This is a genomic window from Oscillatoria sp. CS-180, from assembly GCF_028330965.1.
Classification (GTDB): domain Bacteria; phylum Cyanobacteriota; class Cyanobacteriia; order Phormidesmidales; family Phormidesmidaceae; genus Halomicronema.
Map to the genome: position 1 here is coordinate 71,611 of NZ_JAQMUB010000063.1, position 18,260 is coordinate 89,870.

The following is an 18,260-nucleotide window of genomic DNA, read 5'->3' on the forward strand; positions in this document are numbered from 1 at the left end:
TGACAACAAAGATCCGTAATATTAGCTATGAATCCACAACAATCTGTTTCAAAACAAAAGAAATGAAGGCATTTTACCTTATTTCATGTCGTCAATAGGTACTATCCAGCTTTGAATTTTTATTTCAGAATCGGTAATATCACAAAATATTCATCTTTATGTTAGTGGTCTTTATAGATGGGCATCTTGACTTGTAACCAGGGAAAACCACAAGTATGGATATCTATTCAGGAATTTCATCGTTAGGTTTTTAATCTTTAGCTTGGAAAAATGCCAGGTCAGTTCGATCTTAATCGACCAGCATAAACCCGGATTTTTATAAAGGCTTGAAAATCTCGTAAATTCTCTGTTGACTATATCAAAAATCTTGCAGATGCTGGCTAGCAAGACTGAGTTTCTGTGGTATTTGGTGAGCGACAACAAAAGGAGATGCAATGACGCTTTCTATTTCCATTGAAAATGATATTCGCCCTGAGCTAGGCGATTACAACAGCATAGTCTGCTTCAAGGCTCTTGTTGTTGGAGTCCAAGATGCTCTAGGTGAAAAGGCTGGATTTATTGCCTTGACCGCTGCAGGACGTCAGCGAGGTAGGCAGCTCGCAGATTCGCTAGGTTTAACGAATTGCCAATATCCCCTCGAAGAAGCTGCTGAACTCATCAAAAAAGCCCTTGGTGAAAAAGGTACACGTCTTTGCCTTATCGATTCTGTTGAAAAGAGGGGTGAAGTTTTTCGCGTTGCCTGCCGTGAAACCATTTGTTCTTCTGGAGAAGAACCTGGTTCAGATACTAAACTGTCTTACACCCTGGGAGCCATCCAAGGTGCTTTAGAGGCCATGTTTGGTTTGAGATTGAGAGGAAAACAAACGGAGTCTGTCCTCCGAGGAAGTACTCAAGACGTTGTTGAGTTTATAGTTTTAGGCTCCTAAAAATCGGGAAAAGACGTGGCAAATTCAGAGACCTTTCTGTCCTCAAAAATTCTCAACCTTCTACTGATCTTTCCAGAACTGAAGCAGTAGAAACACGCATTCCCTTTTCTGATTTTGGAAGAGGGAATTAGGGTATTCATGCTCAATAGCTTCCACCAAATTAGCGTGTAAACAGATGCTAATTTCATATAGCCATCCCAGATGATTTTTGGAAATGAGTAGGCTTTTTGAATAAGGATTTTTCCAAGGAAAACCCTTATTCAAAATCTAAATAGGATGGCTATATGTGCGAAGCTTCATAGGTCTATGTAGTTTTCTATGTCTACCCATTTGATCAGCGTCGATTGAGTTATTACCGGTGCTAGTTTAAGGACAAGAAGACATAGAAGCTATAAGCCATTCTTCAGCACCCCATCGAACATCAGGCTCTTTGTGTTGCCTTTACTGAAGCGGTACATAGTCTGCACGCACGGTTCAAGCTCCGATCGCTACCCCTCGGGTTCCTCGCCTCCATCCCGAACATCTAAGCCTCAGCCATAGCTCAAGGAGACGCCTGACGGCTTTCCAGAGGCACGCAGAAGACTGATTCGATCGCCTGCCTAAGATAAGGGTTCAACCGTCTTAATCGCCTTAGCTGTTTGGGCTACAGTTCTTAACCTGCGGAAATGACTCGTGCTGACCGTAAAGCAATGCTCAGCTCTCATCTACGTGTAACTGTTATGACCGTTTGTGTTTCCCATGGTGTTTTTCTTTCATCAATTATTTCTCGGTAGGTGACTGTAATGGAAGTAATGCGTTTGATTATTGCTGGCGCAGAAGGATCAGGGAAGTCAGCATTTATCCGCACTATCAGTGAGATCGAAGTGATTGGCAAGAATCATGCAGCCCAAGGCCCAACAGCGCACAGTCGCGGTAACGCCTCTACCAGTATGGATTTTGGACGATTGCAGTTCGGTCACAACATGGTGCTGCATATGTATGGAACGCCAGGAGAGTCTCGCTTCGACTTCATGAGAGACATGTTGATCCGCAAAGCTCACGCCTGTGTTTTGCTCGTCCCATCCCATCGTCCTGCTGAGTTTCGCCGATCGCGCCTCATCCTCAACTACATGCAGCAGCGCAGTGAAGTTCCCATCATCATCGGGCTGACTCACCAAGACAGCGAAGATGCGTGGAATGCAAAAAACATCGCGATCGCCCTGGGATCCTTTAGGTCTCAACCCCTGCCAACGATGATCATCGTCAACGCTAATGAACGGCAGTCCGTAGCGAAAGCGTTGATCATGCTAATCAGCCGCTTCTCCCAACAGCGAAATCCAGCTTCGCGCCTGCGGCAAAACTATCGACCCATGACATCCAGAATGCGGTAGCAGCGTCTCTATCACCAACACACCGAGAGATTTGAGTTGATACATTTCCGTTTTTAGAGAAAGCGGCGATCGCTGTGGTGTTTCAATCCATGTGAAGGGATAGGGACAGGACTGTCTCTGTTGCTTTTAATCTATGAGTTCGTTATTCGCTATTTGTTGTTCGTTATTCGTTTCCGTCCCCTTGCGGGGAAATGAGGGTTGGAACGATTATCGGGGAATTTTTATTGCAGATTCTAATTGTCACTTGTTTCCGTCCCCTTGCGGGGAAATGAGGGTTGGAACAATTCTAAAGTAGTATCCAGAAATGGTTTTTTAGTTAAGTTTCCGTCCCCTTGCGGGGAAATGAGGGTTGGAACATGAAAGATACACTCGACTAAAGAATTCCAACGACTTCGGTTTCCGTCCCCTTGCGGGGAAATGAGGGTTGGAACCAAACGCCAGGCGTGGCCTACCGCGTCACTTATAGTCAAGACAGTTTCCGTCCCCTTGCGGGGAAATGAGGGTTGGAACTCCTATAATGCGCTTCTTCAACGGTTTCTTATCATGTTTCCGTCCCCTTGCGGGGAAATGAGGGTTGGAACTTCGAATCAGATGCCGGGACTGAGGAATCTCTTTCTTAGTTTCCGTCCCCTTGCGGGGAAATGAGGGTTGGAACACAGTACGTTTACTGTTCCAACGTCCTCAACGCCCCTCAAATAGTTTCCGTCCCCTTGCGGGGAAATGAGGGTTGGAACCTTTTATTGGAAGTGATTTAGAACAAGCGATTTCAGCTTGTTTCCGTCCCCTTGCGGGGAAATGAGGGTTGGAACCAGAGGGGTTTCTTACTGCATGGAGCAAATGCAGATTTGTTTCCGTCCCCTTGCGGGGAAATGAGGGTTGGAACGGCGCCCTCTGAAATCCTTGCCCTGAGAGGCTTGTGGAGCGGTTTTTCAAGGGGGACGAGTGAGGTGCAAAATTATTGAGAATGACTTTCACTAAGAGGCCCTCCTGTTAGCTCCAAAGCCTTTCGTGACAAGCGATTCAAGCATGTCAACGAAGTTATGGGGTTTTCAAGGATCGGGGGAGATCCATGCAGGTGCATGTTTCTTGATCTAAGCGTAGCCGCTGACTCAAAATTTTCAAGGGCAGCCGCATCATTTCTCAATATTCTGCTGCTGACTTTAATTAAGGACGATCGCCGTTAAAGCCAGCAGATCAATCGGTGGTGAGACTTGAGGGTGAAATGGTGGCCGGGTTGAGAGAGTCGCTCTGGAGCAGCAAGCCATACTCCAGTCCCTCAACAACCGCTTGATACGAGGCTTCGATGATATTGCCAGAGACGCCGACAGTGGTCCAGCGCCGTTGGCCATTGCTAGATTCGATTAGAACCCGGGTTTTGGCGTCTGTGCCTGCGCGACCGTCCAGAATGCGAACCTTGTAATCACTGAGCTGAAAATCAGCGATCGCCGGATAAAAGTTCATTAGCGCTTTTCTCAGTGCCTTGTCCAGGGCTGAGACCGGACCATTGCCCTGCGCCGCTTCTAGAATTTCCTGCTCATCCACCATGAGCTTGACCGTGGCGAGCGATCGCGTCCGCCAGTCATCCTCAGCAGGCAGGTTGTCGCAGTGCACTTGAAAGCCTCGCAGCTCAAAGAAGCTAGGTCGCTGACCCAAAACGTCTCGCATGAGTAGCTCGAAGCTAGCCTCAGCCGCTTCAAACTGATAGCCCTCGCGTTCCAAATCCTTCAAACGATTGAGCAACTGTCGTGAGGCGGAGTCCTGTTTATTTAACTTAATGCCAAAGCTGCGGGCCTTCGCCAGGATGTTGCTCAGTCCCGACTGATCCGACACCACAATGCGACGGTGATTGCCGATCGCATCCGGCTGCATGTGCTCATAAGTTCTGGGATTCTTTTCCACCGCGCTGACGTGGATGCCGCCCTTGTGGGCGAATGCCGACAGTCCTACAAACGGTGCGTGGTCATCGGGGGCTAAGTTGGCTATTTCGCTGACAAAACGACTGGTATCGGTCAGGTTTTTGAGCTGCTCGGGTGCGAGACAAGGCTTATTCAGCTTGAGCTGAAGATTGGGGATCACCGAGCACAAGTTAGCGTTACCACAGCGTTCGCCATAGCCGTTGATGGTTCCCTGCACCATCTCAGCACCGTCCATAACGGCAGCGATCGCATTAGCGACAGCCATCTCAGCGTCATTGTGGGTGTGAATGCCCAATCGGGGCAGCGTCTCTACATAGCCTTTAGCCTGCTCATCCAGCCAGGTCTGCACTTCACGAACAATCTGTCCAACTTCGTGAGGCAGGGTGCCACCATTGGTGTCACACAGGACCAGCCACTCAGCCCCAGCATTCAACGCACTAGCTAGGGTTTGCAAAGCGTAGTCAGGATTCGCCTTGTAGCCATCAAACCAGTGCTCGGCATCATAGATAATTCGTTGTCCCTGCGATCGCAAAAACACGATGGTGTCAGCAATCATCGCTAAGTTTTCAGCCAGCGTAGTCTGCAATCCCTCGACCACGTGCAGATCCCACGACTTCCCAAAGAGTGTCACCCAGCGCGTCCCTGCCGCTAGGATGGCTTGCAGCATGGAATCCGCTTCCACCGGCTTGCCCGGACGTCGGGTAGAACAAAAAGCCACGATCTCGGCCTGTTGCAGCGGTTCTTCTTTCAGCTGCCAGAAAAACTGCACATCCTTGGGATTGGCTCCTGGCCACCCCCCTTCAATAAACGGAACGCCCAGTTCATCTAGCTTATGGGCAATTCGCAGCTTGTCCTCAATGGACAGCGAGAGACCTTCCCGCTGAGCGCCATCGCGCAGCGTAGTATCGTAAATCCAAACGGCAGGCGTTGCAGTCAGTTCAGTGGAGGAGAGCATAGGCGATCGCGATCAAGAGTTCAGCATTCTAACGAGACGGTCTCCATGGCCAAGTTGATGTTCCTTTATCGTTTGCAACTGGTGCCAAAGGGTGATCTGTTCAAGCTAAGACGCTACCAACCCAGCAGATCCCCAATGACCCCTTTACTAAAAAGGCTGGCGACAGCCAAGGAGATTATTCAACCGATGAAGTCTCATCAAGGGCATAAGCCCTACTTCTAGAGGGCCAATGTAAAAGAACAAGATTCTGTAGCGGAGACCAACAAACCCCCCGATCTTATTCTCTAAGAAAGGGACTGGTTCAATATGCTTCATCTTTTGGTAAATATAGCTTTAGCCGTCTAGTACCGCTACGCGGAATTCAAAATACCTTCCGGGAAGGGCAAAGCCCTACAAAACTAAGGCCAATAAGCTTTCTCAGTGTTTTGCATGGTGAGCCTATGTCTGCCGCAGTACACTAGTCTGGCACACCTAGCAGCGTCGGGTGCTGAGTGGATAGCCCACTAGCTCACCGTCTTGTCCTAACAGAACTAGCGACGGCTATAAGATTTTCTGGAGGTTCATTGGCAAACACTTACGACCTAATCTATGCCGTCGTTAAGCAGATCCCCTATGGCAAAGTCGCCACCTATGGGCAAATTGCTGAACTGGCGGGTTTGATAGGCAAACCAAGAGTGGTTGGATATGCGCTCTATCGGGTCACTGATGCTGAGAAAATTCCCTGGCATCGCGTCATCAACGCCGAAGGGGAAGTCTCTCAGTCGCCCCATCGCAACGGCACCGACTATTTGCAGCAAAGCCTGCTGGAAGACGAAGGAATTGAGTTCAACACCGCTGGCAAAATTGACCTAGCCCAGTACCGGTGGGTAGCCGATTCAGAGCTGCTGGAAGCGGCGATCGCCCGGATTCAATCGTAGAATTCGGCAACTTACAGCCCTGGGCAGCTTGGTCAAGACCATCTCAGCGTCTTGAGGGAACTGGGGTGTACTTGATGTAAGTGCATGCCGCTATAGCTTTACCCCTGTTGCTTCAGTACAGTCCAGAAGACACAGGGCATTGAGTGGACGGGTTTCACTGGCACACGGCTATATCGCTTTAGCCAACTGGCTAGACAAAACAGGGGAAAGCCGATCGAGCTTTCCCCTGAGTTCTGTGATTGGTGACGATATTGGACTGTAGGCTTTGCTGAAGTCTCTGACATCACCACGATCAAACACTTCAGCAAGATTCGTTACCGGTAGTAGCGTGACTCCAACCAGATCCGCACTGACTCTTCATGGTCAAAGCGGAGCGTTCGCTTCGAAGCCGGATCAAACACTTTCCAGCTGTCTGCGTTTCTTCCAACTTCGTGAGAAACCCGTGGTTCCGATCCAGCTGTTAGCCAATGGACTAATCCTCGACCCATACGACTCAGGAACTTACCCAAGTGGACAGGATGATAAACCGTCGTGTAATCGGATTGGGCAATCAGTGCTTCTAAACGATTGCGATTGTGCTCTAGTGCGGTTGAACGTTGTGTGTAGCTGTTCATAACCCCCCCTGTTGATTCAATTACTGTGGCGAGAGGTGCACGTGACTCATTCACCTTTGCACCCAATCTAACGATGAAATTTCAAAAGACCCACGCATGGCATGAATATCATCTATGCAAGAAATCGATATATGTTCCATTGATGAATGCGATAGCCTATTGGCTACAAGCCTTCCCCTTGTGAACACCATGAATATATGGAAACTCAAGCTATCTCAGCTGAGAGCCTTATTAGCCGTTGCTAAATATGGCAACTTCAGCGAAGCGGCTCTGCAGCTAGACGTGACGCAATCCACTATTAGTCACGCGATCGCAACGCTAGAAGATGAACTTGGGGTGGTGCTATTTCTTCGAGGGCGTCATGGTGCCCAGCTAACTCCTGTAGGAGAGCGGATTCTCAACCATGCTCAGCAAATTAAAGGGCTGCTTGAGAGCATGATGCTGGCAGCGGATGACGAACGAGGTCTGAAAGGTGGAACCGTTAGGATTGCCACCTTCCGAAGTATTGCAACCCACGTGCTGCCCGAAGCGATCGCGCGACTGCACCAGCTCTATCCAACCATCCAAATTTCACTCATCGAGCTAGACGAACTTTATCAGCTGAGACAGGCTCTCAATCAAGGTCAGGTTGATATTTGCGTTGCAGAAATGCTGAACGGCGATGAGTTTGAAGCGATTCACATTTTGGATGACGACTACATTGCATTACTCCCGCCTCAGTATGGGCTTCGGGATGCCCAGCTGACAAAAGAAGACCTCTATAAATACCCGCTGATTACGTCGAGCCATGATAGCTGCTCAGGCCGAATGCGCGATTGCCTGAAGGAGTTGGACAAGCCCCTAGAGGTGACTTACCGGATTCGGCACGACTCTTCTATGGCCAGTATGGTGCAGCAGGGACTGGGGATTGCCTTAATGACCGAACTGTCTGCCAAACCCGTACCAGAGGGTGTTCGAGTCTGCCGCCTACCCTTTCCCGCCTCTCGTCCCATCGGTGCAACGCTGCTCAAAGACGCGCTGCACAGTCCAGCCATCTACGCCTTTTTGGATGCCCTGCGAGAAATGGGAGAATTCTCAGCAGCTCAGGCCATTTGATTTGGGATTATGGACTCGGAATTAGAGAATATAGAGACTACGGTCTGATTAGTGGTTTTCATGCGCACGCTTTATTTTCTACTGCCGGGGACGAGCAGCCAATTTACCTGTGGTGGTCTCTTTGCCGAGTTGAAGACACTAGCGCTGGCCCAGCAAATCTGTGAGGCAGCCGTCGTCACCTATCAGCAGCGTGAAGCAAATACACTTTTTCTTGATGATCTATTGCAGACTGAAGCCGCGCAGCAGGGTATTTTTGTCGTGAGCTGGGGATTTCACGTTCCTAAGCTGGTGAAACGCCTGCGACAACAGGCCGTGGTCTATCACGCCCATAGTGCTGGATACGGGTTTCGTTTGCCTAGCAGCGTCCCTATCTTGGCCGTCAGTCGCAACACGATGGGCTATTGGGGACAGTGGTGTCCCAGTGCGCCGATTTTCCTTGTGCCCAATCAGATTTCTCCTGAGTTTAGCGATCGCGGTCTTCCCAGAGATATCGATGTGTTGGTGCAAGTCCGCAAGTCTTCTCAGTACCTCTTAACGCAGCTCGTCCCCGCACTACAGCAGCACTGCAACGTGGTGCTCATTGACCGCTTTGTAGACGATTTGGCGGGACTGTTTAATCGCAGCAAAGTTTACCTCTACGACACAGCAGAATATTGGGCGCAATACAGCGTCACTGAAGGCTTTGGTCTGCCGCCTATGGAAGCCATGGCCTGTGGCTGCCAGGTTTTTTCCAGCGTTAACGGTGCGCTTGCCGACTATCTTGATCCGGGTTTCAACTGTCAGGCGATCGGCGTATATTCAACCGCCTACGACACACAGCGAATTTTGGCAGCACTGCAAACTCAAACACCGCCATCATTATCTTCTGATTTCTTGGAACCGTATCAAGAAGTCAAAATTGTTCCAAGGCTGCGACATATTCTGACCGAAATCAACGCCTTTTTTGACCATACAGAACAGTACAAATCCGATATTCTGCCACTTTCATCAAAGCGAATCAATCAGTTGCGACTGCAAAAGCTGTGGAAAAAAGTAATGACGAAAATGAGTCGCGATCGCTCATAGAATCTTTGCTAGGAACAGAACGTTCCTGTTGCAAGAAGAAAGTCAAGCATTAAAAGATAGATTAAAGTAACTTACTTGATCGGGTTCTAAAAGCCAAACGACAAACCCATAAATGGCTCTATCTTTTATCTTCTCGCTACGGTAATTACGGTACGGTTAGTTCGGCGTGAAAACCAGCGTTTAATTTGGGAAACCAACACCTGTAAAAGTCTCTCTGGTTCGACACAATGTAAATGAACTTGAGAGGAGAAATGAATGAAGCGTCTGTTCCACGGCTCTCTGACTAAGTGGTTGACCAACCTAATTCGCAACCCCCGATATCGCTGGTTTGTCATTTTTGGGTCGCTACTCTATTTGATTAGCCCCTTAGATATTTCCCCAGATGCTATTCCAATTATTGGTTGGATTGATGATGGCCTACTAGCGACTATTGTAGTAACCGAGCTAGCGCAAATTGCGACTGAAAAGCGTCGTAAATCCAATAGCCAATCTGCTCAAAATGTCGAGCAGCCTACTGACGTTATTGACGTCGAATCGGTAGCCGTTGGCTAATCGTTAATCAATCCAAACTTATCACTTCACGCCATAACATTCGAGGAAACTACCATGACAACAACAGTGAAAGAACGCATTCAAACAGAAATGGACCAAGCTCAGGATAGCGGTAAGCAGCGTGCAGAACGCATCAGCGATATTTTGAAAGCAGCGGCTTCCTTAACTTTTGAGGAACTCAAAGGCGGATCAGCTGAGCTGCAAGTCTCTGCTCGTCGCTCCTTGTCTGAACTGCTAGAGGATCTTCAAGAAGCCTCTGACACCGAAGATGCTCAAATTTCTGAAATCCTCGCTGATGCTGAATCCGAGGAACCAACCGTTGACTCAGAGCCGGCTCCAACTTGGCGAGAGCTGTTTGGTCGTGCCTTAGCAGTCGTGCGCGATCGCAAAGGTGATTGGCTACAGCAGTTCAGAGAGCAACTTCGCAAAGATGCCGTCAAGTTCGACAACGACATGACTGGCGAGCATGGCGATCGCTATCTCAAAGTCAAGTCCATCCTCAAGCGAGTTATTGCTCGATTTGAAGAGCTAAAAGCTAATCGCGATCACGATGTCAGCAGTCAAACAGCCCAGCCGGTCAACGTTGAGATTGCCGATGGCGACATCGTTGAGGTGAGCGTCAGCTCAGGTCAAGACTTACGCGGTTCTGAACAGGTTGATTAATGGGCTGCCAAACGCTGCAATGTTGAGTGCAGACCTATAACCTCTTCTCTACTGCATTCAATGTTGGACCGGGTCGATTAGTCAGAGACTCAAGAGCTACTAGACAAGCTTCATAACACTCCAGAGGGGGAGACATGCTAACGCCATGTCTCCCCTTTGCGTTGAGTAAACGGAGTGTGTTGAGGGGGGATGCTGTGTGCTATTTTTGCAAAGCGTCATTGGTTCTGGTGGGGATCAGCCACCAGAGGAAACGGGGAAAGAGCAGTGCAAATCTGCCGCTGTCCCGCAGCTGTAATGGGTATTTTGAGTCCTAAGTTTTGAGTTGAAAACAGTCAGAAACAGACCATTCAAACCCTTAGAATTCAAGATTAACCTCAGTCAGAATGCCCGCCAATAAAGCAATGTTCTTTATTCGTCTGCGAGGTACGGATGAATTTACAGGCAGCGACCTTGGAGTTGACCAAGGTCAAATTTTTACGTTTTCGATTGGCGATCGCCGCTACCGCGATCATCTCAAGTTTTTGTCTCAGTCCGTCAGCGCTAGCTCACCATCCTTTGGGTGGCGATACGCCAGCTAATGTAATCGAAGGCTTTTTATCGGGGTTGGGACATCCTGTCATCGGGCTGGAGCATCTTGCATTTGTCATTGCCGCAGGACTATTAGCTGCTGCCATAAGGCAAGGATTGCAGATTCCGCTAGCCTTTGTTGGGGCGTCTTTGGCCGGCACGGGACTCCATTGGATGGCATTAGGTTTACCCGCGCCGGAACTCATCATTTCTGCATCAGTACTAGTCTTTGGCATTCTCTTAGCCATGAGTAATCGCCCCAACGGTCTCATCGTGCTGGGACTAGCCGCGATCGCAGGTCTGTTCCACGGGTATGCCTATGGCGAGGCGATCATTGGGGCAGAGATGGGACCCTTGTTCTCTTACCTGTTGGGATTTGCCCTGATCCAGATGGCGATCGCCTTCGCCGCTTATGGGATAACGAAGCAGATTGGCAAACGGGACCACCATCAGGGGCTACACCTCCGATTCGCGGGTTTCACCCTAGTGGGCATTGGGAGTGCTTTTCTATCAGGCGTTCTACTGGGCTAACAATTCATGACTCCAACAACCTTATTTGTTTGTTCCCTGTGTGGCTTTTCCTCGGGGGAAAGAAATCGAGACGGCAGCTCCGGTGGAGAATACCTGATTGATAAACTTCAGCAAGAACTGAAAGAGCGGCAACTTGATCAGACCGTTGAGCTAAAACCCCTGCGCTGTATGGCAAGTTGTAGCCAGCCGTGCAATGTTTCGGTGGCAGCCCCAAATAAGCTGACGTACATCTTCAGTAACGTTTCGCCCACTGAATCAGCCGCGATCGTAGCCGAGTTCTGTCAACAGCATGTTCATAGCTCCGATGGCCGAGTTCCCTATCGAGAACGATCGCCAGCCATTCGAGCTGCAACCGCCTTCGTGTTGCCACCCCTGCCAACTAGCGATCGCTGAAAAGGTGCCAAAGGGTCATTCATAGCCAAAGACAAAATGAGAGCAAGATTGCAAAACTGGGATGTACCCCACAGTTTAGTCTGAACGGAGTTGTTATCGGAACGGTGAGATGGCAAGACTTACGTTGACTTTTCTGGTGATTCTCCCAGGCATTGCTGGAATCGTGGTTTTTGGTTTCTATGCACTGATCGACATGGCAAAGTTGGACGAAGCCTATCAGCAGTTTGCGGCGAGTGCACAACAGTCAGCTGACCTCAATACCCTATTCATACTCGCCACTCAGCAAAATAATCATCGGATTAACGTCTTCGCCGAGGGGGTTTGGGTGTTGCTCTGTGCCGTGATGGTCGCGATCGGTCTGCATGGTCTATTCACGCTGCCTCACGCAAGACGGAGGTCGTGAAAAGACTTCCAGCCTCAGGAACTAGTAACCAGAAGTCAGAAGGTGTCTGGATTGTCCTCCTGAGGCTGAGACTTTCCGCTTATGGCTAGCGTCGGGTGGGCAATGCTCACCCAACCTGTGAAAATTCTGCGGAAGTCCCATTAATACTCAACTTTTAGGAGCACACTGATGCATAAAATACCCGTCACCGTAGTTACTGGTTTTTTAGGGTCTGGTAAAACCACCCTAGTTAGGCATCTGCTGCAAAACAATCAGGGACGACGAATTGCCGTTTTAGTCAACGAATTTGGCGAAGTTGGCATCGATGGTGAAATTCTCAGATCCTGCCAGGTTTGTGATGAAGAGAATGAATCCAACTCGGACGTCAGCATTTTGGAATTGGCGAATGGTTGTCTTTGCTGCACAGTGCAGGAAGAATTTTTGCCGACCATGCAAACATTACTCAAGCGGCGAAATGACATTGACTGCATTGTGATTGAAACATCGGGGTTGGCGTTGCCCAAGCCTTTGGTGCATGCATTCCGCTGGCCGGAAATTCGCACTGGAGCAACCGTAGACGGCGTTGTGACTGTAGTGGATGGTGACGCGCTGGCAAAGGGCCAAATCGTTGGCGACCTAGAAGCACTGGAGTCCCAACGGCAGGCAGATGACAGCCTAGAACACGAAACCCCAATTGAGGAACTGTTCGAAGACCAGCTCGCTTGTGCCGACATGGTGCTGCTGAGCAAAACGGATGTGATGACTACGGAGAGTCGCGATCGCGCTCAGCACTGGTTAGAACAACAAGCTCCCAACGGCGTTAAGGTTGTTCCCTGTCACCAAGGCCAAATCAATCCCAAAGTGTTGTTAGGCTTCAATGCAGCAGTAGAAGATAACCTCGATGCTCGTCCCAGCCATCATGACTATGAGGAAGAGCATGAACACGATGACCATATCAACTCTATCTGCGTTGAGCTAGCACAAATGTTTGATCCCAATATTCTGATTCAGCGTCTCCAAGCTTTGGTTCAACAGCAGGAAATTTATCGCATCAAGGGGTTTGTTACTGTGCCCAATAAGGCCATGCGACTGGTGTTGCAAGGAGTAGGACAGCGGTTCGATAAGTTTTACGATCGCCCTTGGCAACCTTCTGACGATCGCAAGACTCGTCTAGTCTTCATCGGTCAGGATTTAAACGAGCAAACTATCCGGCAGGCACTACAGTAAAAAAGTGAAAGCCCTCCTGTTGTGACGCGATGGGTGTCGGGACACGATATATGGCTTTCCCAGGGTTATTCCAAGATGTAGGGGTTACGGCGCTCCAGTTCGCTGAGGGAAACGTCGTCCATGTCTGATAGGGTTTCCTCAGCGCTGTGCTGTAGATGAATAGCGGCTCGGCCTTCAGCAATGGGCAACGTGAAATGGAACTGGCTGCCCTGATCTTTACCCGCAGAGGTCGCCCAGATTCGTCCCCCTAATCCTTCAATGATTTGACGACACATGGCTAGCCCTAGTCCAGTTCCTCCGGTGGTTCGTCGCAGGGCACCTTCTTCCTGATAGAAGCGATCAAAGACGGCTTCTAGACGATAGGGTTCAATGCCCCGTCCAGTGTCCGCGATCGTTACCTGAATCATGTTTTCATCCACTGGACGAGCCGCGATCGCAATCTGATCATCCAGTTCAGTAAACTTGCAAGCATTGTCTAGGAGCTTGACAATGACTTCGACGACCCATTCGCCGTCAGCCCTAATCATAGGTAGTTTAGGCGGTAGCTGCACGTCAATCGCCGCACAGGGATTGTTGCTTTCCTGCCGAGCCTGAACACTACTCAGCGCTAGATCTAGACATTCAGAAATGGTGAGCGCTTCGAAATTCCATTCAATGCGTCCGCTCTCCAACCGAGACAAAGTCAGGAAGTCCTGCACAAGTTTGCGCATCCGCTCAGCATCATCCAGTGCTGAGGTCAGCATCGTATTGCGTAACTGTTCTGGCATGTCAGGTTCTGTAGCCAAGCTTTCCAAGCACACTTGAATGGTAGACAGCGGCGTTCTGAGTTCATGCCCCGTAATCGCGATCAAGTTGCTTCGGGTTCGTTCTAGAGCTTCAAGTTGTTGATTCAGGTCTTGCAAATGAGCATAGGCGTCAGCCTGAATGATGGCAACGCTAAGCTGAGCGGCAACAGCTTCTAGCAGTGCCAGGTCATTTTCGCTCCAGTTATAGGCACTGTCCTGACATTGGTGTAGCTCAATCATGCCAAGGAGTCGCTGCTGATAAACCAGGGGCACCAAAGCCCACGAACGAATCTGCCATTCTTCAATCAAATAGTTCAAAGCATCCAAAGTTGTCTGCAAGGCAGGTGGCGGATTGTGAGTATCAGGAATGACGATCGTCTCATGCCCCTGCTGAACCCGTTCGAGTAGCGGATTATCTTCAATGGGCCAATGAGCATTGATCAGTGACTCCACGTTGGGTTGACGATGCTCATGACGAATCGTTATCTCAGCCTGTTGAGGAGGACATCGATAGATAATGCAGCGACAAACCGATAGTGCCTGACCGAGTTCATCCACGGTGATCTGAAACAGTTCTTCTGGGTTTAAGGAGCGTCTGATTGCCGACGTGATGGAGTTTACCAGGCGTTCCCGCTGCTCTTTGATAGAGATAGCTTTGTAAGCTTTCAGAAGCTTGTATTGTCCAGCTTGTAAGTAGGTTACCAACCGCTGTGTAAAAGGATCAGCCCCGGTGCCAATTTGAATATCACTTGGCACAGCCGAGAGCAACATGTATCGCTTTTTGGCCACGCTGATTTTGTCTGTCAGAGCAGGACGATACCCTGCAATGCGATCCAGCAGTAAATTAGCAGCCTGATGACAAACGATACTGTCCTGAGTCCATACCCCTTCAAAGCGACGAGTCTGGTCCAGTGCAGGTGCACCAGGAACAGCAGGCGCACGAGAATCCGCTGTTGCGGGATCACGCTCACGACAAATTAAGCAGGCCGTGTATTGTGCTCCAATCACAACTAGGTGCCATTCTTGCGTCAGCGTGTCGTCCTCCGTGAAGGCGATTGTTTCATACCCATTTGAGCCGTCTTCAAAACTGGTGCCTGCGGCTGATAGCACATAGACCTGATCGCTGAGATCTGCAATCCGCTGATAGCGACTCGCTTCCTGCCGATAGAATCGCTCTTGCTGAAAATTCGCAATTACAAGAGGCGCTTCCATCCCGGCCAAAACCTGATCTTCCATCGCGTGAGACAGGGCGGTGAGGGATGTTTTAAAGAAGAGTTGCGATCGTAATTGAGGAATTGCACCAAGCAAAGCCTCGACAACAGAATCCGAATTACCCATGGATGCAGTGAGCTAGTTTGAATGACCTGAAGCGAATTGACAAACTCTTAAAAATATCTTCGGACTGGCGAAGGTTATTCAGAATAGTCATTTTTCGTAGGTCACCCGTTAGGCCAATCATACGACCCTCTAAATCACCCTAGCCGGTAGAAACCTCAAGGATTAAGGATTCGTTACTAACACTGAGCGGAGTAAAGAAAGGGAGAAGAGAGAATTCAATGGTAGGAGAAGAAAGTAAGCGCAAAAACAGCGTCAGAGGTAGCAACCTCCAACGCTGTTCAAGTCAGTTACAAAGATCCAATCAATCTTTGAAGACTGCATAGGTCATTCAAAAACTGATCAGAGCAGCACCTAGGAAACACCACCCATATCGCTGGTGTCCTTCAGAAAACCGCTGTAAGCTTCCATACCGTGCTCACCGATATCCAAGCCCTTCATCTCCTCTTCGGGAGAAACTCGGATACCTAGCGTAGACTTCAGAACTAGCCAGAAGATACTGGTTAGAACAACGGTGAAGAGACCAATACTCAATATACCTAGGATTTGAGAACCCAGCTGAGCAAAACCGCCGCCGAAGAACAATCCACCCTCAACAGCAAATAGCCCTACAGCGAGAGTACCCCAGATACCACAAACGAGGTGGACAGAAATGGCGCCAACAGGGTCGTCGATCTTGATGCTGTCGAAAAAGCCGACAGAGAAAACAACAATGACGCCGGCAATCAAACCAATGATGACAGCACCAATGTAGTTAACAGAAGCACAACCTGCTGTGATGCCCACTAGACCAGCCAAAATGCCGTTGATGATCATCGACAAATCAGGCTTACCATTCAAAGCCCAGGCTGTAAATGTCGCCGACACACCACCCGCTGCTGCTGCTAGCGTAGTCGTCAATGCGATAAAGGGAACCATGGTGTCAGCTGCGAGCTGCGAACCTGGGTTAAATCCGTACCAGCCAATCCACAGAATCAAACAGCCCAACATGGCAATACTCATGTTGTGGCCTGGAATCGCATTCACACGACCGTCTTGATATTTACCAATCCGGGGTCCCAAGAAAGCTGCACCCATGAGCGCAGCCCAGCCACCGACTGAGTGAACAACCGTAGAACCGGCAAAGTCAGAGAAGCCAGCCGCTCCGAGCCAACCGCTACCACTCCAAACCCAGTGTCCGGTGATAGGATAAGAGACACCCGTCAACAGTAGGCTAAAAATCAGGAAGTCTGTGAACTTGATCCGCTCCGCAACTGCACCAGAGACGATAGTTGCCGCCGTTGCTGCAAACGCAGCTTGGAACAAGAAGAACGTATCAGTCGTCAGGGTGCCACCGTCCAAACCATAGACTTCAGGACCACCCGTCAGGAACCAGCCACCGCCACCGATGAAACCGTTGCCGATACCGAACATCAGAGAGAACCCGATCGCCCAGAAGGCCAAAACAGCCAACCCGAAGACAATCAGGTTCTTAGACAGAATGTTGACCGCATTTTTCTGACGACAGAAACCCGTCTCAAGCATGCCGAAGCCAGCATTCATGAAAATGACCAGGACTGCGGCCAGGAAAATGAAAATGTTGTCGAGGACGGCCTGTACATCACCAGCAGCAATCTCATCCTGAGCATGAGCAGATACGCCCCATACCGCTAGGATCGTCAACGCTAGTGGAACACAAGCGACCCATTTCCAACCATTACGCTTACCAAAATAAGCCTGCACGGCCTCAGAAATCGGAGGCACATTTGAGTCCCAGAAAGACGACGATCGCCGCTTTCGGGAACGAGTACTTTTACGAAGAACTAATCTAGACATTTCGACAAACGTCCCTTCAACACAAATCAGACAGCAAATAACCCTCAAAGAATATCAACTTGTCAATCTACGAACTCCTAGATAAGCGCGCAGACCTTCCTTCGAGGATCTTCTTCAACGATTCTCTGAGTGTCGAACCTGACATACCCACGGATGACCATCTAGCCAAGAGCACCGACAAGGGAACTTAACCCTGTAGACAATCGCCCACGTGTTCATAAAGTTCAAACTCTTCGAGTAAGAAGATTCCACCAAGTATATGAGTATTTAGTTGTATCCGTAACTACATTCTTTTGATAGAGGTTGTTCTCGCCATAACCTGATATCGCTCCACGACGTTCACCTCGTGTCAGGAAATCCTTACCTTTCAATGAATTGATGGGATAGGGCAAGGCGATCGCCCCACCTATCAAGCCCTCCATGGTTAAATTGATGGCCCCATCTAGCGAGTCTTTTTTGTAAAAAAGTGTTACATCTCCCAGATTGTTGAATCCACGAGAAGCAGTTAGGGAATAGAGACGAGGTTTCCAGGATGTAAGAGAGCTAGCGAGCCAGAGGGGTGACGGGTTGTTATGGCCTGGGCTGTTCTGCCTATCGAATCGTGTTGCGTTCAGCAAGATATTGACGATAGCCAATATCTTCCAGATGGTTTTGTTTGGCTAAAACCTGGTTTTGTAAATCCAGGCGATAGTCCTCAACCTTAGCCATCAGCTCAGGCTGACTCGTTGCCAAAATTTGCACGGCCAACAGCCCTGCGTTTTTGGCATTCCCAATTGCCACGGTCGCCACGGGAATACCTCCCGGCATTTGTACAATAGAGTAGAGAGAATCGAGTCCGTTGAGGGTACTGCTCTTCACCGGGACACCAATGACCGGCAATGGCGTCAATGCCGCGACCATCCCCGGTAGATGGGCGGCGCCTCCTGCGCCCGCAATGATGACGCGCAGCCCGCGTTCGTGGGCACTTTTGGCATACTCCGTCATGCGGTCAGGGGTGCGATGGGCAGAAACGATGGCAACTTCATGGGGAACATGAAACTCCTCGCAGACCGCGATCGCCGCTTGCATCGTCGGCAGGTCTGAGTCGCTACCCATGATGATGCCAATGAAAGGAGTGTTCATGGTTTTGGATGAGGGAGAACGGTTAAGTAG

At 49.6% G+C, this 18,260-nt stretch carries 16 protein-coding genes, 1 CRISPR repeat array and 1 riboswitch; of the genes, 11 read left to right on the forward strand and 5 right to left on the reverse strand.

Annotated elements, in window-relative coordinates; genetic code table 11:
- Positions 1 to 434 precede the first annotated feature (434 nt).
- Positions 435 to 926 carry a hypothetical protein gene (locus tag PN498_RS15060; RefSeq protein WP_272063637.1) on the forward strand — a complete coding sequence of 164 codons (492 nt, stop codon included), beginning with the start codon at positions 435 to 437 and terminating at the stop codon, positions 924 to 926.
- Between the two features lie 782 nt (positions 927 to 1,708).
- Positions 1,709 to 2,296 carry a GTP-binding protein gene (locus PN498_RS15065; protein WP_272063638.1) on the forward strand — a complete coding sequence of 196 codons (588 nt, stop codon included), beginning with the start codon at positions 1,709 to 1,711 and terminating at the stop codon, positions 2,294 to 2,296.
- A 169-nt stretch (positions 2,297 to 2,465) separates the two neighbouring features.
- A CRISPR array of direct repeats spans positions 2,466 to 3,179; the repeat unit is 36 nt; unit sequence GTTTCCGTCCCCTTGCGGGGAAATGAGGGTTGGAAC.
- 311 nt (positions 3,180 to 3,490) lie between these two features.
- On the opposite strand, the gene cimA is transcribed toward PN498_RS15065, so the two are convergent.
- A complete protein-coding gene (gene cimA / locus PN498_RS15070) occupies positions 3,491 to 5,167 on the reverse strand; it encodes a citramalate synthase (protein WP_272063639.1) in 1,677 nt (558 codons plus the stop codon).
- A 563-nt stretch (positions 5,168 to 5,730) separates the two neighbouring features.
- Here cimA and PN498_RS15075 point away from each other — a divergent pair.
- Positions 5,731 to 6,084: an MGMT family protein gene (locus PN498_RS15075; protein WP_272063640.1), complete on the forward strand. Its 354-nt coding sequence runs from the start codon at positions 5,731 to 5,733 to the stop codon at positions 6,082 to 6,084.
- Between the two features lie 314 nt (positions 6,085 to 6,398).
- Here the strand turns inward: PN498_RS15075 and PN498_RS15080 are convergent, their stop codons facing one another.
- A complete protein-coding gene (locus tag PN498_RS15080; protein ID WP_272063641.1) occupies positions 6,399 to 6,698 on the reverse strand; it encodes a hypothetical protein in 300 nt (99 codons plus the stop codon).
- 189 nt (positions 6,699 to 6,887) lie between these two features.
- Between PN498_RS15080 and PN498_RS15085 the strand changes: the two genes are divergently transcribed.
- From PN498_RS15085 to cobW, 8 genes are all read left to right on the forward strand, one after another.
- On the forward strand, positions 6,888 to 7,793 hold the full coding sequence (locus PN498_RS15085) for a LysR family transcriptional regulator (RefSeq protein ID WP_272063642.1): 906 nt from the start codon (positions 6,888 to 6,890) through the stop codon (positions 7,791 to 7,793).
- Positions 7,794 to 7,853: 60 nt separating this feature from the next.
- The gene (locus PN498_RS15090) at positions 7,854 to 8,858 is read left to right on the forward strand and encodes a glycosyltransferase (protein WP_272063643.1); all 1,005 of its coding nucleotides are present in this window, start codon (positions 7,854 to 7,856) and stop codon (positions 8,856 to 8,858) included.
- A gap of 255 nt (positions 8,859 to 9,113) precedes the next feature.
- Positions 9,114 to 9,410 (forward strand): YkvA family protein, encoded by a 297-nt coding sequence (locus PN498_RS15095; RefSeq protein ID WP_272063645.1) that lies wholly within the window; start codon positions 9,114 to 9,116, stop codon positions 9,408 to 9,410.
- Between the two features lie 54 nt (positions 9,411 to 9,464).
- Positions 9,465 to 10,073 (forward strand): hypothetical protein, encoded by a 609-nt coding sequence (locus PN498_RS15100; protein WP_272063646.1) that lies wholly within the window; start codon positions 9,465 to 9,467, stop codon positions 10,071 to 10,073.
- Between the two features lie 202 nt (positions 10,074 to 10,275).
- Positions 10,276 to 10,482: riboswitch (cobalamin riboswitch) on the forward strand.
- 20 nt (positions 10,483 to 10,502) lie between these two features.
- A complete protein-coding gene (locus tag PN498_RS15105; RefSeq protein WP_272063648.1) occupies positions 10,503 to 11,171 on the forward strand; it encodes a HupE/UreJ family protein in 669 nt (222 codons plus the stop codon).
- A gap of 6 nt (positions 11,172 to 11,177) precedes the next feature.
- Positions 11,178 to 11,564, forward strand: coding sequence for a DUF1636 domain-containing protein (locus PN498_RS15110; RefSeq protein WP_272063650.1), 387 nt, complete (start codon positions 11,178 to 11,180; stop codon positions 11,562 to 11,564).
- A 109-nt stretch (positions 11,565 to 11,673) separates the two neighbouring features.
- A complete protein-coding gene (locus tag PN498_RS15115) occupies positions 11,674 to 11,967 on the forward strand; it encodes a hypothetical protein (protein WP_272063652.1) in 294 nt (97 codons plus the stop codon).
- A gap of 168 nt (positions 11,968 to 12,135) precedes the next feature.
- Positions 12,136 to 13,173 (forward strand): cobalamin biosynthesis protein CobW, encoded by a 1,038-nt coding sequence (cobW, locus tag PN498_RS15120; RefSeq protein WP_272063654.1) that lies wholly within the window; start codon positions 12,136 to 12,138, stop codon positions 13,171 to 13,173.
- 65 nt (positions 13,174 to 13,238) lie between these two features.
- Here cobW and PN498_RS15125 read toward each other — a convergent pair whose 3' ends face one another.
- The 3 genes from PN498_RS15125 to purE all read right to left on the reverse strand — a co-directional run bounded on the left by PN498_RS15125 (position 13,239) and on the right by purE (position 18,230).
- The gene (locus tag PN498_RS15125) at positions 13,239 to 15,296 is read right to left on the reverse strand and encodes a DICT sensory domain-containing protein (RefSeq protein WP_272063656.1); all 2,058 of its coding nucleotides are present in this window, start codon (positions 15,294 to 15,296) and stop codon (positions 13,239 to 13,241) included.
- A 351-nt stretch (positions 15,297 to 15,647) separates the two neighbouring features.
- Complete coding sequence (locus tag PN498_RS15130; protein WP_272063657.1) at positions 15,648 to 17,108, reverse strand: ammonium transporter; 1,461 nt, start codon at positions 17,106 to 17,108, stop codon at positions 15,648 to 15,650.
- Between the two features lie 591 nt (positions 17,109 to 17,699).
- Positions 17,700 to 18,230 (reverse strand): 5-(carboxyamino)imidazole ribonucleotide mutase, encoded by a 531-nt coding sequence (gene purE, locus PN498_RS15135; protein ID WP_272063661.1) that lies wholly within the window; start codon positions 18,228 to 18,230, stop codon positions 17,700 to 17,702.
- Between the last annotated feature and the right edge of the window lie 30 nt (positions 18,231 to 18,260).

What these genes read in the sequence shown, in the direction of transcription:
- PN498_RS15060 (WP_272063637.1), top strand. Translation starts at nt 435, where the DNA reads ATGACGCTTTCTATTTCCATTGAAAATGATATTCGCCCTGAGCTAGGC.
- PN498_RS15065 (WP_272063638.1), top strand. Translation starts at nt 1,709, where the DNA reads ATGGAAGTAATGCGTTTGATTATTGCTGGCGCAGAAGGATCAGGGAAG.
- cimA (WP_272063639.1), bottom strand. Translation starts at nt 5,167, where the DNA reads ATGCTCTCCTCCACTGAACTGACTGCAACGCCTGCCGTTTGGATTTAC.
- PN498_RS15080 (WP_272063641.1), bottom strand. Translation starts at nt 6,698, where the DNA reads ATGAACAGCTACACACAACGTTCAACCGCACTAGAGCACAATCGCAAT.
- PN498_RS15085 (WP_272063642.1), top strand. Translation starts at nt 6,888, where the DNA reads ATGAATATATGGAAACTCAAGCTATCTCAGCTGAGAGCCTTATTAGCC.
- PN498_RS15090 (WP_272063643.1), top strand. Translation starts at nt 7,854, where the DNA reads ATGCGCACGCTTTATTTTCTACTGCCGGGGACGAGCAGCCAATTTACC.
- PN498_RS15095 (WP_272063645.1), top strand. Translation starts at nt 9,114, where the DNA reads ATGAAGCGTCTGTTCCACGGCTCTCTGACTAAGTGGTTGACCAACCTA.
- PN498_RS15100 (WP_272063646.1), top strand. Translation starts at nt 9,465, where the DNA reads ATGACAACAACAGTGAAAGAACGCATTCAAACAGAAATGGACCAAGCT.
- PN498_RS15105 (WP_272063648.1), top strand. Translation starts at nt 10,503, where the DNA reads ATGAATTTACAGGCAGCGACCTTGGAGTTGACCAAGGTCAAATTTTTA.
- PN498_RS15110 (WP_272063650.1), top strand. Translation starts at nt 11,178, where the DNA reads ATGACTCCAACAACCTTATTTGTTTGTTCCCTGTGTGGCTTTTCCTCG.
- PN498_RS15115 (WP_272063652.1), top strand. Translation starts at nt 11,674, where the DNA reads ATGGCAAGACTTACGTTGACTTTTCTGGTGATTCTCCCAGGCATTGCT.
- cobW (WP_272063654.1), top strand. Translation starts at nt 12,136, where the DNA reads ATGCATAAAATACCCGTCACCGTAGTTACTGGTTTTTTAGGGTCTGGT.
- PN498_RS15125 (WP_272063656.1), bottom strand. Translation starts at nt 15,296, where the DNA reads ATGGGTAATTCGGATTCTGTTGTCGAGGCTTTGCTTGGTGCAATTCCT.
- PN498_RS15130 (WP_272063657.1), bottom strand. Translation starts at nt 17,108, where the DNA reads ATGTCTAGATTAGTTCTTCGTAAAAGTACTCGTTCCCGAAAGCGGCGA.
- purE (WP_272063661.1), bottom strand. Translation starts at nt 18,230, where the DNA reads ATGAACACTCCTTTCATTGGCATCATCATGGGTAGCGACTCAGACCTG.